This is a genomic window from Rhodococcoides fascians A44A (assembly GCF_000760735.1).
Taxonomy (GTDB): Bacteria; Actinomycetota; Actinomycetes; order Mycobacteriales; family Mycobacteriaceae; genus Rhodococcoides; species Rhodococcoides fascians_E.
Map to the genome: position 1 here is coordinate 1 of NZ_JMEX01000004.1, position 24,616 is coordinate 24,616.

General features: G+C 64.1%; 22 protein-coding genes and 1 rRNA gene. 4 read left to right on the top strand and 19 right to left on the bottom strand.

Annotation, left to right across the window (positions count from 1 at the left end; all coding sequences use genetic code 11):
• Positions 1-203: 203 nt before the first annotated feature.
• From BH95_RS01010 to BH95_RS01020, 3 genes are all read right to left on the bottom strand, one after another.
• Positions 204-1,721, bottom strand: a 16S ribosomal RNA gene (locus BH95_RS01010).
• Positions 1,722-2,275: 554 nt separating this feature from the next.
• Positions 2,276-3,550 carry a tyrosine--tRNA ligase gene (gene tyrS / locus BH95_RS01015; protein ID WP_037180682.1) on the bottom strand — a complete coding sequence of 425 codons (1,275 nt, stop codon included), beginning with the start codon at positions 3,548-3,550 and terminating at the stop codon, positions 2,276-2,278.
• Between the two features lie 57 nt (positions 3,551-3,607).
• A complete protein-coding gene (locus BH95_RS01020; protein ID WP_037180684.1) occupies positions 3,608-4,297 on the bottom strand; it encodes a DNA-3-methyladenine glycosylase in 690 nt (229 codons plus the stop codon).
• Between the two features lie 13 nt (positions 4,298-4,310).
• On the opposite strand from BH95_RS01020, the gene BH95_RS01025 reads away from it, so the two are divergent.
• The 3 genes from BH95_RS01025 to BH95_RS01035 are packed head-to-tail and all read left to right on the top strand — an operon-like array spanning position 4,311 to position 6,414.
• A complete protein-coding gene (locus tag BH95_RS01025; protein ID WP_019665792.1) occupies positions 4,311-5,057 on the top strand; it encodes an ABC transporter ATP-binding protein in 747 nt (248 codons plus the stop codon).
• On the top strand, positions 5,054-5,809 hold the full coding sequence (locus BH95_RS01030) for an ABC transporter permease (RefSeq protein ID WP_037142005.1): 756 nt from the start codon (positions 5,054-5,056) through the stop codon (positions 5,807-5,809). Before BH95_RS01025 ends, BH95_RS01030 begins: the two co-directional genes overlap by 4 nt.
• Positions 5,806-6,414, top strand: coding sequence for a TetR/AcrR family transcriptional regulator (locus BH95_RS01035; protein ID WP_027498867.1), 609 nt, complete (start codon positions 5,806-5,808; stop codon positions 6,412-6,414). The genes BH95_RS01030 and BH95_RS01035 overlap by 4 nt, the downstream gene beginning before the upstream one ends.
• A gap of 3 nt (positions 6,415-6,417) precedes the next feature.
• Here BH95_RS01035 and BH95_RS01040 read toward each other — a convergent pair whose 3' ends face one another.
• From BH95_RS01040 to infC, 16 genes are all read right to left on the bottom strand, one after another.
• Positions 6,418-6,624 (bottom strand): Trm112 family protein, encoded by a 207-nt coding sequence (locus BH95_RS01040; protein WP_026347891.1) that lies wholly within the window; start codon positions 6,622-6,624, stop codon positions 6,418-6,420.
• A 74-nt stretch (positions 6,625-6,698) separates the two neighbouring features.
• Entirely contained in the window at positions 6,699-9,719 is a 3,021-nt protein-coding gene (locus BH95_RS01045) for an AMP-binding protein (protein ID WP_019665796.1), read from the bottom strand.
• A gap of 113 nt (positions 9,720-9,832) precedes the next feature.
• Entirely contained in the window at positions 9,833-11,272 is a 1,440-nt protein-coding gene (gene argH / locus BH95_RS01050; RefSeq protein ID WP_027498866.1) for an argininosuccinate lyase, read from the bottom strand.
• Between the two features lie 25 nt (positions 11,273-11,297).
• On the bottom strand, positions 11,298-11,813 hold the full coding sequence (locus tag BH95_RS01055) for an arginine repressor (RefSeq protein ID WP_019665798.1): 516 nt from the start codon (positions 11,811-11,813) through the stop codon (positions 11,298-11,300).
• Positions 11,810-12,745: an ornithine carbamoyltransferase gene (gene argF, locus BH95_RS01060; RefSeq protein WP_019665799.1), complete on the bottom strand. Its 936-nt coding sequence runs from the start codon at positions 12,743-12,745 to the stop codon at positions 11,810-11,812. Before argF ends, BH95_RS01055 begins: the two co-directional genes overlap by 4 nt.
• A 1-nt stretch (position 12,746) precedes the next feature.
• Positions 12,747-13,946, bottom strand: a complete 1,200-nt coding sequence (locus BH95_RS01065) for an acetylornithine transaminase (RefSeq protein ID WP_020112054.1) — start codon at positions 13,944-13,946, stop codon at positions 12,747-12,749.
• Complete coding sequence (gene argB / locus BH95_RS01070) at positions 13,943-14,845, bottom strand: acetylglutamate kinase (protein ID WP_037180686.1); 903 nt, start codon at positions 14,843-14,845, stop codon at positions 13,943-13,945. Before argB ends, BH95_RS01065 begins: the two co-directional genes overlap by 4 nt.
• Positions 14,842-16,068: a bifunctional glutamate N-acetyltransferase/amino-acid acetyltransferase ArgJ gene (gene argJ / locus BH95_RS01075; protein WP_019665802.1), complete on the bottom strand. Its 1,227-nt coding sequence runs from the start codon at positions 16,066-16,068 to the stop codon at positions 14,842-14,844. Before argJ ends, argB begins: the two co-directional genes overlap by 4 nt.
• A complete protein-coding gene (gene argC, locus BH95_RS01080; protein ID WP_037180687.1) occupies positions 16,065-17,120 on the bottom strand; it encodes an N-acetyl-gamma-glutamyl-phosphate reductase in 1,056 nt (351 codons plus the stop codon). The genes argJ and argC overlap by 4 nt, the downstream gene beginning before the upstream one ends.
• Positions 17,121-17,163: 43 nt before the next feature.
• On the bottom strand, positions 17,164-17,760 hold the full coding sequence (locus BH95_RS01085; RefSeq protein WP_037180689.1) for a hypothetical protein: 597 nt from the start codon (positions 17,758-17,760) through the stop codon (positions 17,164-17,166).
• 57 nt (positions 17,761-17,817) lie between these two features.
• Complete coding sequence (gene pheT, locus BH95_RS01090; protein WP_037180691.1) at positions 17,818-20,304, bottom strand: phenylalanine--tRNA ligase subunit beta; 2,487 nt, start codon at positions 20,302-20,304, stop codon at positions 17,818-17,820.
• A gap of 52 nt (positions 20,305-20,356) precedes the next feature.
• A complete protein-coding gene (gene pheS / locus BH95_RS01095) occupies positions 20,357-21,427 on the bottom strand; it encodes a phenylalanine--tRNA ligase subunit alpha (RefSeq protein WP_020112048.1) in 1,071 nt (356 codons plus the stop codon).
• Between the two features lie 67 nt (positions 21,428-21,494).
• Positions 21,495-22,301 carry a TrmH family RNA methyltransferase gene (locus BH95_RS01100; protein ID WP_037181038.1) on the bottom strand — a complete coding sequence of 269 codons (807 nt, stop codon included), beginning with the start codon at positions 22,299-22,301 and terminating at the stop codon, positions 21,495-21,497.
• A 38-nt stretch (positions 22,302-22,339) separates the two neighbouring features.
• The gene (gene rplT / locus BH95_RS01105) at positions 22,340-22,729 is read right to left on the bottom strand and encodes a 50S ribosomal protein L20 (RefSeq protein ID WP_019665808.1); all 390 of its coding nucleotides are present in this window, start codon (positions 22,727-22,729) and stop codon (positions 22,340-22,342) included.
• Positions 22,730-22,818: 89 nt separating this feature from the next.
• Positions 22,819-23,013 carry a 50S ribosomal protein L35 gene (gene rpmI, locus BH95_RS01110; protein WP_019665809.1) on the bottom strand — a complete coding sequence of 65 codons (195 nt, stop codon included), beginning with the start codon at positions 23,011-23,013 and terminating at the stop codon, positions 22,819-22,821.
• A gap of 93 nt (positions 23,014-23,106) precedes the next feature.
• Positions 23,107-23,808: a translation initiation factor IF-3 gene (infC, locus tag BH95_RS01115; RefSeq protein ID WP_020112045.1), complete on the bottom strand. Its 702-nt coding sequence runs from the start codon at positions 23,806-23,808 to the stop codon at positions 23,107-23,109.
• Between the two features lie 394 nt (positions 23,809-24,202).
• On the opposite strand from infC, the gene BH95_RS01120 reads away from it, so the two are divergent.
• Entirely contained in the window at positions 24,203-24,553 is a 351-nt protein-coding gene (locus BH95_RS01120; RefSeq protein WP_037181041.1) for a DUF1844 domain-containing protein, read from the top strand.
• Positions 24,554-24,616: the final 63 nt, after the last annotated feature.

Consider the following 24,616-nt stretch of genomic DNA (forward strand, 5'->3'; position numbering starts at 1 on the left):
ACACTCACGTGTTCTCTCAGGACCCAACAGTATGCCGATATAACCAGTTCGATGGTCGACGCAAGGGCCGGCCACACGATGAACAAGTTGGTTGTCAGTGTTCCACCCGTGAGCACCGCCGGATGACGTATGCATCCGAAACGGTTTCTGTCTCACTCCCCCGTCACCTGTGTGACGGTCCGAGTAGAGAAGAGGCTCCTTAGAAAGGAGGTGATCCAGCCGCACCTTCCGGTACGGCTACCTTGTTACGACTTCGTCCCAATCGCCGATCCCACCTTCGACGGCTCCCTCCCACAAGGGGTTAGGCCACCGGCTTCGGGTGTTACCGACTTTCATGACGTGACGGGCGGTGTGTACAAGGCCCGGGAACGTATTCACCGCAGCGTTGCTGATCTGCGATTACTAGCGACTCCGACTTCACGGGGTCGAGTTGCAGACCCCGATCCGAACTGAGACCAGCTTTAAGGGATTCGCTCCACCTCACGGTCTCGCAGCCCTCTGTACTGGCCATTGTAGCATGTGTGAAGCCCTGGACATAAGGGGCATGATGACTTGACGTCGTCCCCACCTTCCTCCGAGTTGACCCCGGCAGTCTCTTACGAGTCCCCGCCATAACGCGCTGGCAACATAAGACAAGGGTTGCGCTCGTTGCGGGACTTAACCCAACATCTCACGACACGAGCTGACGACAGCCATGCACCACCTGTACACCGACCACAAGGGGGGCCACATCTCTGCAGCTTTCCGGTGTATGTCAAACCCAGGTAAGGTTCTTCGCGTTGCATCGAATTAATCCACATGCTCCGCCGCTTGTGCGGGCCCCCGTCAATTCCTTTGAGTTTTAGCCTTGCGGCCGTACTCCCCAGGCGGGGCGCTTAATGCGTTAGCTACGGCACAGATCCCGTGGAAGGAACCCACACCTAGCGCCCACCGTTTACGGCGTGGACTACCAGGGTATCTAATCCTGTTTGCTACCCACGCTTTCGTTCCTCAGCGTCAGTTGTTTCCCAGAGACCCGCCTTCGCCACCGGTGTTCCTCCTGATATCTGCGCATTTCACCGCTACACCAGGAATTCCAGTCTCCCCTGAAACACTCAAGTCTGCCCGTATCGCCTGCAAGCCCGAAGTTGAGCCCCGGGTTTTCACAAACGACGCGACAAACCGCCTACGAACTCTTTACGCCCAGTAATTCCGGACAACGCTCGCACCCTACGTATTACCGCGGCTGCTGGCACGTAGTTAGCCGGTGCTTCTTCTGCAGGTACCGTCACTCACGCTTCGTCCCTGCTGAAAGAGGTTTACAACCCGAAGGCCTTCATCCCTCACGCGGCGTCGCTGCATCAGGCTTCCGCCCATTGTGCAATATTCCCCACTGCTGCCTCCCGTAGGAGTCTGGGCCGTGTCTCAGTCCCAGTGTGGCCGGTCACCCTCTCAGGTCGGCTACCCGTCGTCGCCTTGGTAGGCCATTACCCCACCAACAAGCTGATAGGCCGCGGGCCCATCCTGCACCACAAAAGCTTTCCACCCCAGCACATGCATGCTGAGGTCATATCCAGTATTAGACCCAGTTTCCCAGGCTTATCCCAGAGTGCAGGGCAGATCACCCACGTGTTACTCACCCGTTCGCCGCTCGTGTACCCCGAAAGGCCTTACCGCTCGACTTGCATGTGTTAAGCACGCCGCCAGCGTTCGTCCTGAGCCAGGATCAAACTCTCCGTAAAAGACTCTAGAAACAACAATCCGAAGATCGTGAATCAGTCAAATGACATCAAGTCCAAATCACTAGCAAAAAAACTCAACTAGCATTACAAAAAATCTTCTCACCCCAGACGGGAAGAATGAAGCAAGAAGATGTCACACCCACACCCAAAAGGCATGAGCACCAAAAACATTCGGCACTGACATTCATCGACACACTGTTGAGTTCTCAAAGAACACGCACACACTCTCCACCCGCAGACTCACGCCTACCAGCATCAAGGGCAACTGTTCCAGCCTATCCCAGCTTGGTCTCGGATGCAAGCTCCGACTCTTGGGGGACAAACCAATCAAAAGCTACCGTCCAACCTCGTTGTCTCCGGCCTCTCGGCTGGAGTCGGTGTCCGTGTCGCTCTGACTCGACAAAAGTTACGGCACAGGAAACTGCGCGTCAAATCCCCAGGTCGCCGAGAATCCGAACGACAAACGCCGAGGTGGTGACGCGTACAGAGAGTTATCTACCCACCAAACACTCGAATCACACCTGTGTGACTCGCACCACCTCGACGCCGTAGTGCTAGGAAGCTACGCGCACACCTGCGAAGTTCCGCTTTCCCCGACGTACGACCAACCAACGGCCGTGCAGCAGATCCTCGGGTGACGGCGTCCACTCCTCGTCGGCGATTTTCTGGTTGTTGACCGAGGCACCGCCCTCCTTCACTGCGCGACGTGCTGCGCCCTTGCTCTCGGAGAGACCGGTTGCGACGAGCAAGTCGACGATCGTCGACGGCTCTCCCGGCGCGAGGTCGGCTACCGGCGTCTCACCGAGTGCGGCTGCCAACGTCGACTCGTCGAGATCGGCAAGTTCGGCGCGGCCGAACAGTGCTTGGCTGGCCAGCTCGACTGCACGTGTGTTCGCCTCTCCGTGCACCAATGTCGTCATCTCGGCTGCCAGACGCTTCTGAGCCTCCCGCGCATGCGGACGTTCACGCGTCGCTTCGTCGAGCTGGTCGAGTTCGGCCTGATCGAGAAAGGTGAACCAACGGAGGTACTTGACGACATCGGCATCGCCGGTGTTCACGAAGTACTGGTACCAGGCGTACGGGCTGGTCATTTCCGGGTCGAGCCACAGGCTCCCGCCACCGGTGGACTTTCCGAACTTCTTTCCGTCCGCCGACGTGACCAGGGGCACCGTCAGCGCGTGGACCGACTCACCGTCCTTGCGTCGGTTGAGCTCGACGCCGGCGATGATGTTGCCCCACTGATCCGAACCGCCGATCTGGAGCGTGCACCCGTGCGTGCGACGAAGTTGGACGTAGTCGTTCGCCTGAAGAAGCATGTAGCTGAACTCGGTGTAGGACATTCCGTCGGCCTCGAGACGCGTTTTCACCGTGTCCCGCGCAAGCATCACGTTCACCGAGAAATGCTTGCCGACGTCACGAAGGAAATCGATCGCCGACAGCGGACCGGTCCAGTTCAAGTTGTTCTCGACGATCGCACCCGTCGCGCCGTCGTCGAACTCGACGAATCGCTCGAGCTGGCCGCGGATACGGTCGGCCCAGTCCCGGACGGTGTCGGACGAGTTCATGACCCGCTCCCCCACGTCACGAGGATCGCCGATCAGTCCGGTGGCACCGCCTGCCAGGACAATCGGCCGGTGGCCTGCACGTTGAAAACGCTTGAGCGCCAACAGCGGAACGAGGTGGCCTGCATGAAGGCTGGGACCGGTCGGGTCGAAGCCCGCATAAAGAGTGATCGGCCCGTCGGACGTCGCCTTCTTCAGTTCGTCCACGTCGGTGGACTGCGCGATCAATCCGCGCCAGGTCAATTCGTCGATGATGTTCTCGCTCACGCCTTCGATCTTTCCGCATCCGACGTCGAACAGGAACCTCGCCCTCGTCGGGCTCGGTCAGGACGCCGGCGCCCGCGGGCTCCGGCGATACGCCGACACCGCGTCGGAGCGCGGGATCCAGAACCTCCACGGTCTGTCGGCAGCCTTGCTGACTCCCACCCTCGGGCCTTCGGCCACGTCGGTCGGACGACCGGCCCGCCCAGCGGCGAGAACGATCCGCGACGATCCGTCGAACAGGTCCATTCCGTTGTCCGAGAGCTGGGCGCCGATGGCCTGCCCCAAGTTACCCGGCCCGCTGACCAGCTTCCTGGAAGCAACTCGGTCGCCTCTCCGGCGCCGTACTGCTTCCTCACCGTCCACCAGCTCGGCGGCTCGCAGCAACACTGCGGCGGCTTCACCGTCGGGACCGCAGGTGACGTTCATGCACAGGTGCATGCCGTAGCTCGAATAGACGTACACCCGTCCCGCCGAACCGAACATCACGCGGTTACGCGGAGTCGGGCCGCGATAGGAGTGAGCAGCGGGATCCGGCCAGGGTCCCCCTTCGGGTCCGCCGTACGCCTCGACTTCGACGACTCGCACGCGCACGTTCTCCACTCGAAGTTCGACGCCGAGCAGGTTCCGCGCGGCCTCGACGGGATGGCAGTTCAGATCCTCTGCGTTCACACAGCTGATCTTTCCCTGGCGCTTGGAGCCTTTGACGTCGACCACCCGGAAGGTCTTGAATTCATCACACAGTGATTTCATCAGCCGATGAATTATGGAGGACACCATGACGATCGCACCCGATCCGGCGGTCATCGTCGAGAACCTCGTCGTCCGGCGGGGCAAGCGCACAGTTCTCGACGCGGTGACCATGTCCATCCCCGCCGGCCACATCACCGGCCTGCTCGGCCCGTCCGGATGCGGCAAGACAACACTCATGAGAGCGATCGTCGGTACCCAGGTGGTCGAGTCGGGAACGGTCACCGTGCTGGGTAAACCGGCAGGCTCGAGAGCACTGCGCCGCAAAGTCGGCTACGTGACCCAGGCCCCGAGTGTCTACCGCGACCTCTCGGTCCGCGACAACGTGGCCTACTTCGCCGCGCTGTACGGACGCGATTCCCGTTCGGTCTCGTCCGCGATCGATTCCGTGGGTCTGGGTGAGCATGCGTCGTCGCCGGCGGGAAATCTGTCCGGTGGGCAACTCGGCCGCGTGTCCTTGGCCAGCGCGCTCGTCGCCGAGCCCGAACTACTCGTGTTGGACGAACCCACCGTCGGGCTCGATCCCGTGCTGCGAGCCGAACTGTGGTCACGATTCGAGGACATCGTCCACTCCGGCGCGACGCTGCTGGTATCCAGCCACGTCATGGAAGAAGCCGAGCACTGCTCCGAGCTGGTCCTGATGCGCGACGGTTCGGTACTTGCACAACTCGCGCCCCGGGAGCTGTTGCACCGCACGGGCGAATCGAGCCTCGAACACGCGTTCCTGACCCTCATTCGCACCACGGAAAGCGGTGTCCGATGAATGTGCACATCTACGCAGCCGGGACCACCCGGATTCTGCGTCAGCTCCGCGCCGATCACCGAACCGTCGCGATGATCCTTCTCGTCCCGTCCCTGCTCATGGTTCTGCTGTACTTCCTCTACCAGGATTTTCCCACGGCACCGGGCGCTCCCCCGCTGTTCGATCGCGTCGCCGTCAGCATGCTCGGAATACTGCCGTTCGTAGTGATGTTTCTGATCACCTCGATCGCCATGCAGCGCGAACGCAGCTCCGGGACACTGGAACGGCTGCTCACGACACCGATGTCCAAGCTGGATCTGCTGGCCGGATACGCCTCGGCTTTCTCGTTGGCTGCGATAGTTCAGTCGCTTCTGGCCTGTGCGGTCGTGTTCGGGGCGCTCGGACTCTCCACCGAAGGGTCGCCTGCCTGGGTGCTCCTGATCGCGGTGCTCGGCGCCGTTCTCGGTGTCGCGATCGGACTGCTGTGCAGCGCGTTCGCTCGCACCGAATTCCAGGCCGTGCAGTTCATGCCGGTCGTGGTCGTGCCGCAACTTTTCCTGTGCGGACTACTCGTCCCCCGAAATCAGATGCCGGACTGGCTACACGCCGTCAGCAACGTCATGCCGCTCAGTTACGCAGTCGACGCGCTGAGCCAGATCTCTACCGCCCCGAGCGTCACCGGGCGATTCTTCACCGATGTCGCCGTCGTTCTGGCCTTCACGGTCGCCGCGTTGTGCGCTGCAGCAGCAACTCTGCGGCGGCGGACACCATGACCGGCAGAGCACGGACGGGACGACGACCGGGCCGACCGGACACGCGCGACGAGATACTGAGAGTCGCTCGAACACGTTTCGCCGCTACAGGTTTCGACAAGACTTCGATCCGATCGATCGCCGCGGACGCCGGCGTCGACTCCGCCCTCGTGCACCACTACTTCGGGACCAAGCGAGACCTCTTCGTAGCGTCGATCGCCCTGCCGACCGATCCGACGGTAGTACTTCGTCCAGTCCTGGCCGCCGACACCGATCGGCTCGGTGAGGCGCTACTCACTGCGATTCTTGCCGTCTGGGACTCCGAGAACGGCCAGGCCGTCGTCGCCACGTTTCGTTCACTGATCGCAGGCGCCGACGTAGGCCTGATCAAGACCTTTCTGATGCACGTCGTGCTCGACGACATCGCACACAGAGTCGACGAACCCGTCGGGTCCGGCCCTCTGCGAGTCGCGCTCGTTGCCTCCCAGATGTCCGGTCTACTGCTCACCCGCCACATCCTGAGCATCGAACCGCTCGCCTCGATGCCCGCGCACCGCGTGGTGGCGCTGACAGCACCGACGTTGCAGCACTATCTCGCCGGTGAACTGCCCGACTTCGTCCCCTGACGATCAGGATCGAGCGCGAGCCAGAATCGACTCGTGCTCGGCGTCGTCCACATCCCTCGCGTCGTCGACGAGCAGGACCGGGATACCGTTCTCGATCGGATATGCCCGACGCAGCCGCGGGTTGTAGAGCAGCTCGTCCTCCACCAGCAACAGCGGGCCCTTGTCGACAGGGCACGCGAGGATGCTCAGCAGTGTCTGATCGATTGCCACCGATTTCTCACTTTCGTCTGTCACCGATTCGCACGGGGATCGTCCGAAACCTTACCCACCGCACGTAGCAGAGCTCAGTCCGTTCCGACGTCGGCCACACTGTCGGTGCCGAAGCGTTGCGCGGCAATCGCTTTGGTCAACCGCTTGTAGGTACTGGATTCCTCGTCGTAATACCAGGTCCGAGCACTCGGCGTTGGGATACGAGACTTTCGTAGTTCGGTTTCCCGTGGCCGATACGCCCGCCCCAGCGGAATCGCATCGACGAGATGAACGATGTCCGGACGCTGGCTCGGCAGCAGCACGCCCATGGCGTCGGTGATCGCCTTACCCGGCACCGTGCTGTCCTTCCGCACCGAGATGCCGCAGATCGCGACCTCGTCGGCATGGTCGAGTCGCCGGGACGAATCGGCACTGCCACCGATGTCCACTCCGTACACGACGACGGATCGAACCTGCGGAATCTCCCCGAACGCATCGATGATGGGTTGGGTGAACACCGGCCCGCGAGGTGTCTTCACGACGGTGTCCTTGCGGTCCACCAGCCAGAAATCTCCGTCGGAATCCCGTCGAAACAGGTTCTCGGTGGGAATCCACGAATCACCGGGCTCGAACACGCCCCGCATCAAAGGACTTGTGACCTCGCCCTCGTTGCTCGGACGCCCGAGGAGCAAACCGACCTCGCCGTCCTTGCACAGCCGAACGAAACCGTTGTCGTCCTCCTCCAACCTCCCGGTGATGGGGTCGTAGGCAGCCAGAGCCACCCGTGCACTTCCCGGCAACGGGCGGCCCTTCGATCCGATCTTCGAACCACCCACGTTGGCCAGGATGATGTCGTTCTCGGTGGAGGCATAGAACTCGAGAACACGAGCGGGCGAGAAACGCTCCATCGTTCGTTTCCACAGCCCGACAGGCATTCCCGATCCGATGAACAAACGGACCGCATGCCGGAGGTCGACATCGAGATGATCGTCGTCGAGGATGCTCTGCATCATTGCCCAGGTGTAGCTGATGACGGTCACGCCATAGCGAGAAACCTCACCGGAGAACCGAACCGGGTCGAGACCCCGCGACAGGGCAATACGCGACCCGCCGGCGAGCGCACCACCGACACTCACCAACAATCCCGCCGAATGATGAAGAGGAGCAAGGCAGTACACCGTGTCTCCGGAACTCAGCCCGGCCGCGGTGGCGGTTCCGTACGCCGACAGCGCCCATCTGTGGTTGGTGATGTAGCGAGGCTCGAGGCCCCGATCCGTTGCCGTGAACAGCACCATCGCAAGTTCCCTCGCGCGGCCCGGATTGGGCTCGAACCACGCAGGCAACCGCACCGAATCCGGATCGACGGCTTCGAGGTCGGTGACGTCCGCCCCGGTCGGTACGTCCAGCTGACGAGCGTCACCACCACCCAGAACGAGAACGTTGGCGGCGACGGTCGTCGCAGACTTCAAGTTCTCCGGGTCGGTGACGACGGTGTCGACGTCCACCGCCCTCAGGGCGCTCTCGAGGTTGCCGCCCGGAGGAAGCAGAACTGCTACTGCGCCGATTCTGGACAACGCGGCCACGGCCGCCAGCGCGCTAGGACGGGTCTCCATGAGCACACCGATGCGCGCCGACGGCCGGATGCCGGAGACGACAAGGCCCTTCACGACGTTGTCGATGCGGACGTTGACGGCCTCGTACGTGTGGACTCGATCGTCGAACAGGAAGCACTCACCCGACGGCGACCGACGTCCCTGATCAGCGATGAGCCTGCCCAACGACACCGTCGAATGCGCCTGCATCTGACCGAGACGCGCCAGTCGTGGCAACGTGCGCACAGCCTCCGACGACATCTCGCGGGTACCTCTCACCGCTCCCGTCGCCGCTGCCGCGAGCCCGCGGCCTACTCCGACACCCACCTCCGCGATGGACGCGGCCGTATGAATGATTCGATTGCTGACCGACACACCGCTTTCGGAATCGGGATGTTCGTCGTACACCATCTCGTGCACGCCGGATGGCTGCTCCCCCAGCCCTTCCCGCCACCGTATCCACTCGCCCGTTGTAGGCCACGTCTGCGCCGCGGCGGTGGTGCCGACCACCAACCCGAAGTGACCGGCACGCAAAGTGCTTTCGAAGATCTCCGCACGTGGCGCCGCACGCTTGATGCCGCGCACCGCCAACGGCTGGCCGATGTCGTCGACCTCGCCTACGAACGCGAGAACCGGAACCGACAACTCGGACAGCGTCAGCAACCGATCCTTGATGACGAATCCACCCGTCATCATGCGGTTGTGCACCACGAACTGCTTCAACAACTCGGCCACAGCCGGGCCGGACCACGCAACCCAGCCGTCCATCGCCAGAAAACGCCTCTGCGGCTCGCGAGGCAACAACGCATCACGGTCGTGCAGCTGCCGGAGGAAGTCGAGTCGAGACCGCACCGTCTTCGCCGGATCCAACAATTGGAACCCGGTCCGTGCCATCCACCCGGAGACGTCCATCCGAGTGAACACGTGATCCGCCAGAAACTCGGCACCCTTGGTCGCCACACCGGCCGGAATACCCAGTGGCAACGCCGCCAACGTGTCCACCGGCGCCCCGAACGTGATGAGACTCGCCAGATTTCGGCCACTCCGATACGCCGCAGCCTGGTAACAGAACATCCCGCCCTGCGAGTACCCGCCGAGGTGGACGTCGCGGCCGGTGATCGTGTGGACCTTGTCCACCACCTCGCTGATCGCGACAACATGATCCGCCAGAGTCCGGCTCCACCCGCCTTCCTCCGTGTCGGGCGAACCGAAGTCCACCACCCACGGATCGAGGCCCATGTCGTGAAGAATGCCGGCAGCGCCGTTCTCGGTCGTCACGTCGTACACATCGGCCGACACCATCATCGGCGGCACCAGCACGACCGGAGGCTTCGAACCCTCGTCGGCGTCGTCGGCGAAATACCGACGGAGCCGGTACATCGGCTCACGATCGACGACCTTGAACGGCGACGGATCGACCTCGGTCTCCAGACCGCCGAGACGGATCACTTCGAGGCCGTTCTGTGCAGTCGCCACCGCACGCCGCAACGGCCCGCGGATCGCGTCTGCGTTCAGTCCCACCACAACACACTCCTGCGTTCGACGCTTGTCCCCGCTCGAACCGGCCACTCACCGACCCGTCAGAAGCTTCTCATACCGAACCCCTTCGAATCCGGCGCGCCTGATTTATTTCTCTGTCAGCGAGCAGGAATTCCGTCGGCGAGCCACGCGCGAGCCTTCTCCGCAGTCGACCGCACACCACCGAGCTGGCTCGCCACCTGCACAGCAGCCGTGCCGCCCCGAGAATCTCGCGACGAAATGGAACCCTCGACGGTCAGGACCTCGCGAACCGCCGGCGTCAACGACGGATCGATCGACGACAACTCCTCGTCCGTCAACTCCTCCAACCCGACGCCGCGCCCCTCCGCAACACGAACGCACGCCCCGGCCGCCTCGTGCGCCACCCGGAACGGAACACCCTGCCTCACCATCCACTCGGCGATATCCGTCGCCAACGTGAAGCCTGCGGGCGCGAGCTCGGCCAACCGATCCACATGGAACTCCAGCGTCCCGACCAATCCGGCGAGAGCGGGCAGCAACAGCTCGAGCTGCGCCACCGAATCGAAGACCGGCTCCTTGTCCTCCTGCAGATCCCGGTTGTAAGCCAACGGCTGTGCCTTCAGAGTCGCCAACAGGCCGGTGAGATTACCGATGAGCCGACCCGTCTTTCCGCGCGTCAATTCCGCGACGTCGGGGTTCTTCTTCTGCGGCATGATCGAGCTGCCCGTCGACCACGCGTCGGCGAGCGTCACGTAGCCGTACTCCGGGGTACTCCACGACACGATTTCCTCCGCGAGACGCGACAGATCGACCGCGGTCATCGCGAGCACGAACGACGCTTCCGCCGCGAAGTCACGTGACGAGGTCGCGTCTATCGAATTCTCGGCCGACGAATCGAAGCCCAACTCGGCTGCGATCTTCTCCGGGCTCAGACCAAGCGACGAGCCCGCCAAGGCCCCCGAACCGTACGGCGACACCGCGGCTCGGCGATCGAAATCCTGGAACCTCTGGACGTCACGCAACAGAGGATGGGTGTGCGCCAGGAGATGGTGGGCCAGCAGCACCGGTTGCGCGGCCTGCGAATGCGTCTTGCCCGGCATGACCGCAGCCGGGTGCGCAGCAGCCTGCGTGGCCAACGCGTCGACGACGTCGAGGACCCCTGCCGAGACCCGCCGGACAGCGTCGCGCAGCCACATCCTGAACAGAGTCGCCACCTGGTCGTTGCGCGAGCGTCCGGCCCGAAGCCTCCCTCCGACCTCGGGACCGACCCTGTCGATCAATCCCCGCTCGAGCGCTCCGTGGACATCTTCGTCGGACTCCGCGGCAGCGAACTCACCGGAAGCGACGTCCTCGGCCAACCGAGACAAACCGTCGAGCATCGTCTCGAGGTCCGCCGCCGTCAACAATCCCGCACCGTTCAACACGCGTGCGTGTGCCATCGACGCCCGAATGTCGTACGGGGCCAACACCCAGTCGAAGTGCGTCGACTTGCTCAGTGCCGCCATCGCCTCGGCCGGACCGGACGCGAACCGTCCGCCCCACAGCGATCCTTCGTTGGTTCCGTGCTGTTCGCTCACAGTTCTGCTTTCCACATCGTTCGGATCATTCGGCACGTCGGGCCAATTTCTCGATCTTGTCCGCAAGTTCGCTGCCGGTGATCGGTTCTCGCGCGATCACGAAGATCGTGTCGTCTCCGGCGACGGTCCCGACGATCTCTCGCAGCGACGCCCGGTCGAGCGCGCTCGCCAGGTATCCCGCAGCCCCGGGTGGGGTCCGCAGTACGGCCTGATTGCCGCTCGAATCGGTCGACACGAGCAGCTCACCGAGCAGCCGGGTCAACCTGTCGGTCCCCCCTGAAACCCCGCGCACCGGATTACCGTCCTCGGGCACCACGTACACCCCGACGCCACCGTCGGCCGCACGCAGCTTGACGGCACCCAACTCGTCGAGATCCCTCGACAGCGTCGCCTGGGTGACATCGATGCCCTCCGACGCCAAGAGCGTCGCCAGTTCCGGCTGACTGCGGACCTGGTGGTTCGACAGCAGCGCAACGATCCGCGCCTGCCTCCCCGCCCGAGTCGAAGCAGTCAACGGAACCGACGACACGTCCTCGCTCACGGTCGTCGTGCCTGCTCGAGCAACCAGACCAGCAGCGCCTTCTGTGCGTGCAGACGGTTCTCGGCCTCGTCCCACACCACGCTCTGCGGGCCGTCGAGCACCTCGTCGGTGATCTCCTCGCCGCGATGCGCGGGAAGACAGTGCAGCACAACGGCATCGGACTTGGCTTTGGACAGCAGCTCGGCGTCGATCCGGTACGGCCTGAACGGGGCGACACGGTCGAGACCGTCGTTTTCCTGCCCCATCGACGTCCACGTGTCGGTTACTAGGGCGTCGGCCCCCTCCGCGGCTTCGTACGGGTCCTCGGTGAGCGTGATACGTGCGCCGGTGATCTCGGCGCGCGCACGAGACGCCTCGACCACAGCGGGCAGCGGCGCGAATTCACGAGGCGCAGCGATGGTCACGTCGATACCCGCGGTGACACCACCCAGCAACAGCGAATGCGCCATGTTGTTGGCACCGTCACCGAAATACGCGAGTTCGAGTCCCTTCAATTCGCCCTTCCGCTCGGCCAGAGTCTGCAGATCGGCGAGAACCTGGCACGGATGGAACTCGTTGGACAGCGCATTCACGATCGGCACCGTCGCTCCGGTGGCCATCTGCTCGAGTCGTTTCTGCCCGAACGTGCGCCAGACGACTGCCTCCACGTAACGCGACAGCACACGCCCGGTGTCCTGCAGCGTCTCCTCACGTCCGAGCTGAGTGCTCTGCCCGTCGACGACCACAGCATGACCACCGAGCTGCGCGATTCCGATCTCGAACGAGAAGCGGGTGCGGGTGGAGTTCTTCTCGAAGATGACGCCGACGCCCTGCGGTCCCTCCAACGGCCGCTTGGAGAACGGTGCGCGCTTGAGTTCTGCTGCGAGCGCCAACACCTCGGCCTGCTCCTGCGGCGAGAGATCGTCGTCCTTGAGAAAGTTCTTCAGTGCCATGTCAATCCGTTTCGTCGGCAGTGTCGAGAATTGTGGGCAATGCCGCGACGAACGACGCCGCCTGTTCCTCGGTGAGGACCAGTGGCGGGGCCAAGCGCAGAACGTCGGGCTGGGCGGCATTGATCAGGAAGCCTGCATCACGAGCAGCTGCTTCGGCTTTGGCTGCGACAGCCTTGGTCAGCACCACACCCAGCAGAAGACCGGATCCGCGGACGTGATCGATCAGCGGGTGGTGCAACTCCTCGATGGAATGCGTGATCACCTTTCCCAGCCTGTCGGCGTGGGACACCAGGTCGTCCTCGGCGAGAGTCCGAAGCACGGCGAGCGCGGCCGATGCGCACACCGGATTTCCACCGAAGGTCGTACCGTGCTTGCCCGGATGGAGCAGCGCGGCTGCCTCGCCGATTCCGATGCACGCACCGATCGGCAGTCCCCCGCCGAGCCCCTTCGCCAGCGTGATGACATCGGGGACGATGCCGACGGCCTGATGCGCGTAGAACCATCCGGTCCGCCCGATGCCCGTCTGCACCTCGTCGAGGATCAGCAGTGCTCCGTGCCGCGCCGTGATCTCCCGTGCGGCAAGCAGATAGCCCTCCGGCGGCACCACGACACCGCCCTCGCCCATGATCGGTTCCAGGAAGACTGCCGCAGTGTCCGAATCCACCGCGGCCTCCAGTGCGGCGACATCTCCGTACGGCACGTGCTCCACGCCGGCGGGCATCGGCTCGAACGGCACGCGCTTGTCCGGCTGACCCGTCAAGGCGAGCGCACCCATCGTTCGCCCGTGAAACGCCTTCTCCGCGGCAATGATCTTGGGCCGACCGGTCAATCGCGCAATCTTGAACGCTGCTTCGTTGGCCTCGGTACCGGAATTGCACAGGAACACTCGTCCGTGCACGCTCGCACCCAGATGGGACAGCAACTGCTCGGCGAGCGCGATACCCGGCTCGGTCGCATACAGGTTCGAGGTGTGCCCGAGCGTCGACAGCTGGGTCGTGACCGCGTCGACCACAGCGGGATGCGCATGGCCGAGAATGTTGACGGCGATGCCGGCGAGCAGGTCGAGGTACTGCTTGCCGTCGGCGTCGGTCACCACAGCGCCCTCACCGCGCACCAGAGCAACGCGCGGCACACCGTAGTTGTCCATCAAGGAATTCGACCACCGGGACTGGAGGTCGAGGGTCGTGGTGTGCTCGGTCATGAATGCTCCCCTGATAGTTCCGGCGCCGACACCATCGTGCCGATGCCCTCGCCTGTGAACAGTTCCACCAGTACCGAATGCGGAACCCTACCGTCGATGACGTGTGCAGACGGCACACCACCCTGAACCGCCCGCAGGCATGCCTCCATCTTGGGAACCATCCCGGCATCGAGCGAGGGCAGCAGAGCAGTCAGTGAATCCACGTCGATCTCCGACGTCAACGACGACCGATCCGGCCAATTCGTGTACAGCCCTTCGACATCGGTGAGCACGACGAGCTTCTCCGCGCCGATCGCCTCGGCCAGCGCAGCGGCAGCGGTGTCCGCGTTGATGTTGTGCACGACGCCCTCGGCGTCGGGAGCGATGGTCGACACCACCGGAATCCTTCCTGCCGCAATGAGATCGAGTACCGCGTCGGGATTCACCGACGTGACATCGCCGACGAGTCCGATGTCGGTCGGCGAACCGTCGACCATCACCGAACGCTTGGACGCCGTGAACAGATGCGCATCCTCGCCGGAGATTCCTACGGCGTACGGCCCGTGACTGTTGATCAGACCGACGAGCTCGCGTCCGACCTGGCCGAACAGAACCATCCGAACGATATCCATCACCTCGGGCGTCGTGACGCGGAATCCACCACGGAATTCACCGGTCATGCCCAGCCTGGCCAGCATCGCGTTGATCTGAGGCCCGCCGCCGTGCACCACCACGGGATGCAATCCGACGGTTCGGAGAAAGACCATGTCCTCGGCGAATGCGCGCTTGAGTTCCTCGTCGATCATCGCGTTCCCGCCGTACTTGACGACGACGATCTTGTCGTTGAACTTCTGCAGCCACGGCAAAGCACCGGCCAGCGTGTGCGCCTTCTGCGACGCGGTCAGGTCGAGTTCGGTCACGACGAGTACGCCGAGTTCTCTTCGACATACCCGTGGGAAAGGTCGGTCGTGCGAATCGTGACGACGGAGTCTCCGATTCCGAGATCGATCCGAACCTCGATGTCCTCACCGGACAGATCGACATCACGGGCACCGGGCGCTCCGACACCGTCGACGCAGACCGGACTTCCGTTGAACGACACGGTGATACGGTTCGGGTCCAGCTCGATCGGCGCGATACCGATCGCTGCGAGCACGCGGCCCCAGTTGGGATCGGATCCGAACAGAGCCGTCTTGACCAGGCTGTCCCGTGCCACCGTGCGCGCACCGACCAGAGCATCGTCCTCCGACGCAGCCCCGGAGACCGTGACCTTCACCCGCTTCGTGACGCCTTCGGCATCCGCCATCAACTGATCGGCCAGATCGTCGCACACCGCCAGTACCGCAGCGTTCAGTGCGTCCTGGCTCGGCGCGACACCACTGGCTCCCGACGAGAGCAGCAGAACTGTGTCGTTGGTGGAGGTGGCCCCGTCGACATCGAGGCGGTCGTAGGACAGTCGGGTCGCGTTCCGCAACGCGGTGTCCAACTGCTCGGCCGTTGCGACGGCATCGGTGGTGACAACACTGAGCATCGTCGCCAGGGAAGGAGCAAGCATGCCCGCGCCCTTGGCCATTCCGCCGACGTTCCATTTGTCGACGTGATGGAAGGCAGCCTGCTTGGGCACCGTATCGGTTGTCATGATCGCGTACGCGGCATCCGTTCCGCCCGAGATACCGCCCGCCAACTCGTGCACCACGTCGGTGACACCGGGAATCAACTTGTCCATCGGCAACCGATCGCCGATCAGACCCGTCGAACAGACCGCGACTTCACCGGCACCGGTCTCGGTACCCCAATTGCTCAACGCCGACGCGACCTCTTCGGCCGTCCGGTGCGTGTCCTGGAATCCGCCCGCGCCGGTACAGGCATTGGCCCCACCGGAATTGAGAATCACCGCACGGAGCTTGCCCGCGGTCAGCACCTGCTGGGACCACAGCACCGGCGCAGCCTTCACCTTGTTTCGAGTGAAGACACCCGCCGCAGCCGTGTCGGGCCCTTCGTTGAACACGAGCGCGAGGTCGGACTTGCCACTGACTTTGATACCCGCCGCGATACCGGCGCCCTTGAATCCGGCGGGCGCAGTGACACCCTGATTCCGGACAAGCTTGCCCTGAGGCTCCGCCGCTTCGGTAGAACTGCTCACGGTGCGACTCCTACAGTCGAAAGTCCGTCGGTCTCGGGCAGTCCGAGAGCCAGATTCATGGATTGGACCGCAGCGCCTGCCGTCCCCTTGGTCAGATTGTCGATGGCAGCGATGACGACGAGCAGCCCGGCGTCGGCGTCCACCGACACACTGAGCTGCACCGCGTTGGATCCGATCACCGCGCCCGTTTGCGGCAACCTCCCCGACGAGAGCACATGGACGAACGGCTCTGCAGCATAAGCCTTCTCGTACACCTCGACAGCCTGCGCCTCGGTCGCCGTGGTCCGCGCGGTGCACGTGGCCAGAATTCCCCGCGGCATCGGCGCCAGGACGGGCGTGAACGACACGGACACCGGCTCCGGCGACAGCGCCGACAGGTTCTGCACGATCTCGGGATTGTGCCGGTGCGCACCCGCCACGCCGTACGCCCGAACCGATCCCATCACTTCCGACCCGAGCAGATCCGCCTTGGGGGCACGGCCCGCACCCGACGAGCCGCTGACAGCCACCACGTTCACCCGCGACTCGACGATCCCCGCCGCCACCGCAGGGGCGAGCGCAAGACTCGACACCGTCGGATAGCACCCCGGCACTGCGATCCGGGTAGCTCCGATCAGCTTCTCGCGATGGCCGGGAAGCTCGGGCAACCCGTACGGCCACGTGCCCGCGTGCGGCGACTTGTAGTACTTCTCCCAGGCCGAGGCGTCGGACAACCGGAAATCTGCGCCACAGTCGATGATCACGACGGACTCAGGAAGTTGTTGCGCGATCTCCGCGGACTTGCCGTGCGGCAAGCCCAGGAAGACGACGTCGTGTCCTTCGAGTTCCGACAGCGTGGTCTCACCGAGAACGCGGTCCGCGAGGGGAAGCAGGTGCGGATGGAACTCGCCCAGCGAGGCGCCCGCATTGCCACCCGCGGTGAGAGATCCGATGACGATACGTCCCGACTGCACGCCCGGATGACCGAGCAACAGTCGCAGAATCTCGCCGCCTGCGTATCCACTGGCGCCCGCGACGGCAATCCGCAGAGGCGCACCATTCCGATCGTTCATACGATGATTATGCATCACCATGCAAGCTCATTCAGGAGCGGGGTCACCCGTCCTTCATGGACCGCCGGATCTCGTCCAGCTTCTTCCGACCCGCAGCCTCACGCTCGTTCCACTGCTCGTCGAGCGTGCGACCCGCAGGCGTCCCGTGATCCAACTCCTCGCGACCCAACGCCGTCGTCGAACGACTCTCGACCTTGTCTCGAACACTGTCCCATGTCGGGACACCCTGATCGGTGAAACCCGTCGGCGAATCGTGGTTGGAGAAACCAGAACTCACGCCCCCGCCGATGGCGCCGTCGATAGCGCTGTCGTCCACCAGCTCGGCGTCGATGACGCCCGGCCGAGGAATCTCCGTCGGAGTCCCGCCCAGCGGAGAATCTCCGGGACCGGCCGGGTCGTACCGCGGGCTCGATTCCTGTGGATCCCCCAACGGCTGGTCGATGTGAGGCTTCGTCGTGTGCGGGACATCCACGTCGGGAATGTCACCGGGCGGAACCGTCGACGGGTCCGTGTTCGCTGTATCCAGTTCCGCCAGCAGCGCCGACGCCGCCGCGTGGACGGGTCCAAGTGCCGGGCGCCCGCCCACCGCGGCGAGCACCTCGCGCAGTACCGCTACGTCGGTTCGATCGTCCGTGGTCATACTTCCTCCTGAGCAGTAGGAAAGTCGTACGACACCAGGCTACGGACTCGACACCGCTCAGCCTCGCAGTTCGGCCCCGACTGCATTCTTCGCAGCGGCGACGGCAGCGTCGCGCGCCTCGGTGGCCTGCGCTTCGGTCAACGTTCCGTCGCTACCGCGGAACACCAACGCAAATGCCAAGGACTTCCGGTCCGCACCGACCTGCTCACCTTCGAACACGTCGAACAGTCTGATGCTCTCGAGAAGGTCACCCGCACCTGCGCGCAGCGCAGCTTCGACATCGGCCGACGGGACCGATCGCTCGACGACCACGGCGACATCCTGAAGAACCGCAGGGAACGGCGACACGATCGGAGCCGGAAGAGACTCGACGATCGGGAGAGCATCGAGATTCAACTCGACAGCACACGTGCGCGCCGGCAGGTCCGCTCGTTCGAGCACCGCCGGATGCAACTCACCCGCATGCCCCACCACAACGCCGTCGACCAGTAGTTCAGCACAGCGACCGGGATGCCACGGAAGGTGCTGCGCCGCACGGAACTCCAACTGCACACCGGCGGCCGCCGCGACCGTCCGAGCCGCCGCGAACGCGTCGGACGCATCGGCTGCGCGCCCCGGTCCCCACGGACCCGAAGGATCGCGCTGGCCGGTCAGCACAGCACCGACGAACACAGGCTGGTCCGGAAGCGACCCGCGCAAGTGAGCGATCTCCTCGTCGCTCGGACGCGCGTGCACCTCTAGCGCATCGACCGGAACCGTGTGATCACCGGGGCGAACGACCTGAGCGATGCCGAACAACGCCAGATCCCGCTGCCCACGGTTGACGTTGCGCGCCAATATCTCCAACAAGCCGGGCAACACCGTCGTCGCGAGCTCGGGACGGTCCGCTTCCAGCGGGTTCAGAACCGAGGTGGTCCGGCGACGAACATCGTCGGCGGGCAGTCCCCACGTGTCGAACACCCCGGTCGGCAGGAAGACCGTCGGCAGCACCTCGACGAAGCCGGCGAACGCGAGCGACTTGCCGACAGCGCGTTTGCGCTTCTGAGTGGCCGTCAGACCGCGCCCGGCCGGAGCCGTCGGGAGCACCGACGGGATCTGCTCCAGCCCCTCCAGACGCAGGACCTCCTCGACGAGATCGGCAGGTTGCTGCAGGTCCGGACGCCACGTCGGCGGAGTCACGACCAGCTCGCCGTGGCCCGACGCGCTGACACCGACCTCGACATCGCACCCGATCTGGGTCAGACGTCGAGCGGCCGTGCCGTTCGGGTACGCGACCCCAGCGACACGATCAGGTAGATCGAGATCCATACGAACGGCGTCGAACGTGTGCGGCTCCCCGATATCGGTCAACACCGACTCGACGCGACCTCCGGCGATCTCGACGAGCAACTGCGCCGCACGATCCAACGCAGCCACGGGCAGCGCCGAGTCGACAGTGCGCTCGAAGCGCTTGCTCGCTTCACTGGACAGTTTGTGCCTGCGACCCGTACGGAACACCGCGAGAGGATCGAACGTCGCTGCCTCGAGAATCACGTCGACAGTGTTGTCGTCGACCTCTGTGGACGCACCACCCATGACACCTGCAAGAGAAATCGCACCTGAATCGTCGGCAATCACGACGTCCTCGGCGTCGAGAGTGCGCTCCACGTCGTCGAGCGTGGTCAGCTTCTCCCCTGCCTCGGCCCGCCGGACGACGATTCCGCCGCTCAGCTTGTTCGCGTCGAACGCATGCAGCGGCTGACCCAACTCGTGCAGCACGTAGTTGGTGACGTCCACCGCAGCCGAGATCGGCCTGATGCCCGCCAGCAGCAGCCTGCGCTGCAACCACCACGGAGTCGTCGCGTTCGGATCGATGCCGCTGACCTTGCGCAGCGCGAATCGGGTCGCCCCGGAATCGGCCTCGACCGTAGTGGGCCACGTATCGGCCTCGTTGTTCTGTACCGGCCCAGCTGCTGGATCCGCGAACTCCAGATCGAAGCTGCTCGCGAGCTCCCGAGCCAGCCCTCGGACGGAGAAGGCGTATCCGCGGTCGGGTGTCACGTTCAACTCGATCACCGCGTCGTCGAGCCCCAGCACGGCCTTGGCGTCGTCACCGGGAGCTGCGGTGCCTTCCGGCAACACCAGGATTCCCGACGAGTCACGCCCCAACCCGAGTTCCGCCGTCGAACAGATCATGCCGTTGGACGTCTTGCCGTACGTCTTACGGGCCGCGATCGCGAATCCTCCGGGCAGCACACTTCCCGGCAGGGCTGCGACGATAAGGTCGCCTTCGGCGAAGTTCCGTGCACCGCAGACGATTTCCTGCAGTTCCTCGGCGCCGACGTCGACATGACAGAACCGAATCGGCTTCTTGAACTCCGTCAACTCCTCGATCGACGAGACACGACCGACCACGAGTGGACCGGTGACGTTGTCCAGCGATTCCAACTCCTCGACCTCGAAGCCGACGCGAACGAAGCCTTCGTCGAGTTCTTCGGGGGTCACCTTCCACTGCGGCGCGGTGCGCTGCAGAACCTCGGTCAGCCAGGATTGTGGAACTCGCACGTCTGCTCAGCTCTTTCTACGGATCGAAACTCGGTAAGGGCAGTTCTCGAGATCAGGCGTCGACGCCGAAGGGGATGGTGAAACGAATGTCACCCTCGACGATGTCCCGCATGTCGGGAATGTCGTTGCGGAACTGCAGCGTTCGCTCCAGACCCATACCGAAGGCGAAGCCCGAGTACACCTCCGGGTCGATACCGCTGGCCCGCAGCACCTTCGGGTTGACCATTCCGCAGCCGCCCCACTCGACCCAGCCCGGCCCGCCCTTCTTCTTCGGGAACCAGACATCGACCTCGGCGGACGGCTCGGTGAACGGAAAGTAGTTGGGCCGCATACGAGTACGAGTCTCCTCGCCGAACAGCGCCCGAGCGAAAGCATCGAGCGTGCCGCGTAGGTTCGCCATCGTCAGACCCTTGTCGATTGCGAGGCCCTCGACCTGATGGAACACCGGGGTATGCGTTGTGTCCAGTTCGTCGGTGCGGAACGTCCGCCCAGGGCAGACGACGTAGATGGGCACCTCACGCGACAACATCGACCGCACCTGCACCGGCGACGTATGCGTACGAAGAACCTGGCGCGACCCCTCCGGTGCGATGTGGAACGTGTCCTGCATCGTTCGAGCAGGATGGTCCGGCAAGAAGTTCAAGGCGTCGAAATTGAAATGCTCGGTCTCGACCTCCGGGCCTTCCTCGACCTCCCACCCCATCGCAACGAACACGTCGGCAACTTGATCGGCAATGATCGTGATCGGGTGCCGAGCACCGACCGGACGACGCGTCGACGGCAGGGTCACGTCGATGGTCTCGGCGACGAGGATCGCGGCATCGCGCTCGGCGAGCAGAACCTCGCGGCGAGCATCGAAAGCCTTCTGTACGCGATCGCGCGCGACCTTCACTCGCTTACCGGCATCGGCCTTCCGATCACCCGGGATCGATCCCAGAGCACGCTGCGCCAACGCGAGCGGCGCCCGGTTGCCGATGTGCTCGATCTTCACCTGCGTCAACTCGTCCAGATCACGAGCAGCGGCAAAAGCCTTCTCGGCCCCGTCGGCGGCGGCATCGAGCGCAGCCGGCTCGAGCACGCTCGGATCTACCGGCTGGGCGTTGTCGGCTTCTTTCTTCGCCACGAGTGCTGCAACTCCTTGATGGTGTGGATTGATGTCCCTGAAGGACGATTCTAGGCGAGCGACAAAGTCATTTATGCCCGGACCTGCGCTGAGCTCGCGCGCTGGCGTAGAGGCAGATCGCCGCCGCCGTCGCCAGGTTCAGGCTTTCGGCTCGGCCGTGAATCGGAATTCTGACGCGATTGTCCGCAGCCGCTGCAACCGCGGGCGCCAACCCGTGCGCCTCGTTGCCGAACAACCACGCCGTCGGTCGGCTCAGGAGCTCGTCCGCATCGTCGAGGTCCACATCACCGTCGGCTGCCGTCGCGAGAATCGTGACGCCGGCCGCACGCAGCGCATCGAGCCCGACGTTCACCGACCGCTCGCGAGCGATCGGGAGATGGAACACACTGCCCGCCGACGCACGAACGCACTTGCCGTTGTGCGGATCGACGGCATCTCCGAGCAGAATCACCGAGTCCGCACCCACTGCGTCGGCGACCCGTATGACAGTTCCGGCGTTGCCCGGTTCGGACACCTCCACAGGAACAGCCACCAGCTGCGGGGTTCCGGCGAGAGCCACCCGGACATCCACATCGACGGTGCGGCACACCGCAACCACCCCAGGCGGAGTCACCGTGTCCGACAGGCCCTTGGCGGCGCGTTCGGTGATCGCGTGAACCGGAACGCCCGTCGTGCGCGCGAGGTCGAGCACGACACCGTTGCGGTCTGCCGAGTCCTCGCGAAAGAACACCTCGCGCGCGACGCCGGCGTGCAACGCCTCGGCGACGGAGTTGGTGCCCTCAGCGAGGAAAAGACCCGTCTTCTTTCGCTCGGAGGCGCGAAGGAGCTTCACAGCCGAAACGACCCGTGGCGTTCGCTCGGTGAGCGTGTCCACGGGTCGTTTCGGATCGAGATCGTCGTGCGTCAACCTACTCAGGCTGCTTCTCCGGCAGGAGCGTTGACGTCGGCAGGCAGTGCAGCCTTGGCGATCTCCACCAAGGAAGCGAATGCAGCAGCGTCCGAGACTGCGAGCTCGGCGAGGATCTTGCGATCGACCTCGACGCCTGCGGCCTTCAGACCCTGAACGAAGCGGTTGTACGTGATGTCGTTGGCGCGAGCTGCGGCGTTGATACGCGTGATCCACAGCTTGCGGAAGTCACCCTTGCGAGCCTTGCGGTCGCGGTATGCGTAGGTGAGCGAGTGGAGCTGCTGCTCCTTGGCCTTGGTGTACAGACGTGAGCGCTGTCCGCGGTAGCCCTTGGACGCTTCGAGAATCGAACGGCGCTTCTTCTGGGCGTTGACCGCCCTTTTTACGCGTGCCACTGGTAAATCCTGTCGATCTGGGGGCTAGTCACACAACCCCGAATGGTATGGGATGACGCCGGCGAAGTGCGCCGACTACGAAGTCCAGATCAGATGCCGAGCAGGCGCTTGATCCGCGGCTCGTCAGCCTTCGTGACGACTGCAACGCCGTCGAGACGGCGGGTCACCTTGGTGGCCTTGTGCTCCAGCAGGTGGCGACGGCCGGCCTTCTGACGCAGGATCTTGCCGCTGCCGGACACCTTGAATCGCTTCTTGGCGCCACTGTGGGTCTTCTGCTTGGGCATGGAGTCCTCAGTTCTGTGTTGCTCTTCGGTCTTGCTCGGCACGATCCGTGCCGGTGATCACCGGCACGGATCGTCTTACTGGTCGTGCTTGGTTCAGGAGCTCGGCGGCGTCGCCGCAGCCGGAGCATCTCCCGCTGCAGGCTCGGCAGGTGCGGGCTCGGCGGCCGGAGCCGGAGCTGCCGCACGCTGAGCCGGCGGAGCTGCCGCGCTCTCCTGCGCCTTGACGCGAGTCTTGGCACCCTTGTGAGGGGCAAGGACCATCGTCATGTTGCGTCCGTCCTGCTTCGCGGACGTTTCCACGAAGCCGAGATCAGCTACATCCGCTCCCAAACGCTGGAGCAGGCGGAAGCCGAGCTCGGGACGCGACTGCTCGCGTCCGCGGAACATGATGGTGACCTTGACCTTCGAGCCGGCTTCGAGGAAGCGAACGACGTTTCGCTTCTTGGTCTCGTAGTCGTGTGCGTCGATCTTCGGGCGGAGCTTCTGCTCCTTGATCACCGTCAGAGTCTGGTTCTTGCGCGATTCACGCGCCTTCTGTGCTGCCTCGTACTTGAACTTCCCGTAGTCCATGATCTTGCAGACCGGCGGACGAGCGTCGGGAGCCACTTCTACGAGATCGAGATCGGCTTCGAGAGCCAAGCGGAGTGCATCTTCAACACGCACGATGCCAACCTGTTCACCGCCCGGTCCGACTAGACGAACCTCGCGAACACGGATGTTGTCGTTAATGCGAGTCTCAGTGCTGATGGGGCCTCCTAGGTAGTGCGATGTGGGGTCGAGCCGACCGCCTGGCACAGCCCGCCTGCCCGCTTGTCCTACGACGACGGCGCCGCCGGGACGTCCATGCCTTGCGGCACTGACCCGTACAACGCAAAAACCCTGCTCAGCATTTCCGCTGAAGCAGGGCCCGAAGTCGACCGGCCGGACGAACACCGCACGCGATGCACATCCCCTCTCGCGAGGAAGCTCGGCACTGCGCCTTTACGGCGCCTGTCCGAGTGACCGGACCGGAATCAACCTGAGCTGAAAGCCGGTGGGAGTCGGGCTCCACTTGCTGCCTTCGAGTAACAATCCCCAGCTGGAGAACGCGTCGAAGACGGTCGTTGAAGAACTGTACCAGCCGACCAGGCTGTTCGCCGAATCGGCGCTGGCGGACGCTGTTCACCATCGCCGTGACATCCTCATAGACATGAGCAACCCCGAACATGCCGACGAGCCGGACGTCCGCGAACTCGCCGACGTCCCCGCCGTCGAGGTGATCAGCCGCGCCGCCGTGATGCTGATGAGCTCCGCAGCCGAAAAACTCGGACTGTCCGAAGCCGACCCCGCCTCCAGCCCCCACCTCGACCTCGACGAAGCCCGACGAGTCATCACCGCCCTCGCAGGACTCGTCACCTCCTCGGTCGAATACCTCGGACCCCACGCAGGCCCCATCCGCGAAGGACTCCAGGCACTGCAGAAAGCCTTCCGCGAAAACTCCGCCTACCCCGACGAGCCCGGCAAGGGTCCCGGCGAGAAATACACGGGGCCGGTGTACTGATCACCCGCTCCCCTGTCGGACCGAACGTGCCGTCTGGTCACTTGAAGGGACTGAACGTGCCGT

Coding starts and splice junctions, on each gene's coding strand:
- BH95_RS01020 (WP_037180684.1), bottom strand. CDS start 4,297: ATGAAATCACTGTGTGATGAATTCAAGACCTTCCGGGTGGTCGACGTC.
- BH95_RS01025 (WP_019665792.1), top strand. CDS start 4,311: ATGGAGGACACCATGACGATCGCACCCGATCCGGCGGTCATCGTCGAG.
- BH95_RS01030 (WP_037142005.1), top strand. CDS start 5,054: ATGAATGTGCACATCTACGCAGCCGGGACCACCCGGATTCTGCGTCAG.
- BH95_RS01035 (WP_027498867.1), top strand. CDS start 5,806: ATGACCGGCAGAGCACGGACGGGACGACGACCGGGCCGACCGGACACG.
- argF (WP_019665799.1), bottom strand. CDS start 12,745: ATGGCACTGAAGAACTTTCTCAAGGACGACGATCTCTCGCCGCAGGAG.
- BH95_RS01065 (WP_020112054.1), bottom strand. CDS start 13,946: ATGACCGAGCACACCACGACCCTCGACCTCCAGTCCCGGTGGTCGAAT.
- argC (WP_037180687.1), bottom strand. CDS start 17,120: ATGAACGATCGGAATGGTGCGCCTCTGCGGATTGCCGTCGCGGGCGCC.
- BH95_RS01085 (WP_037180689.1), bottom strand. CDS start 17,760: ATGACCACGGACGATCGAACCGACGTAGCGGTACTGCGCGAGGTGCTC.
- rpmI (WP_019665809.1), bottom strand. CDS start 23,013: ATGCCCAAGCAGAAGACCCACAGTGGCGCCAAGAAGCGATTCAAGGTG.
- BH95_RS01120 (WP_037181041.1), top strand. CDS start 24,203: ATGAGCAACCCCGAACATGCCGACGAGCCGGACGTCCGCGAACTCGCC.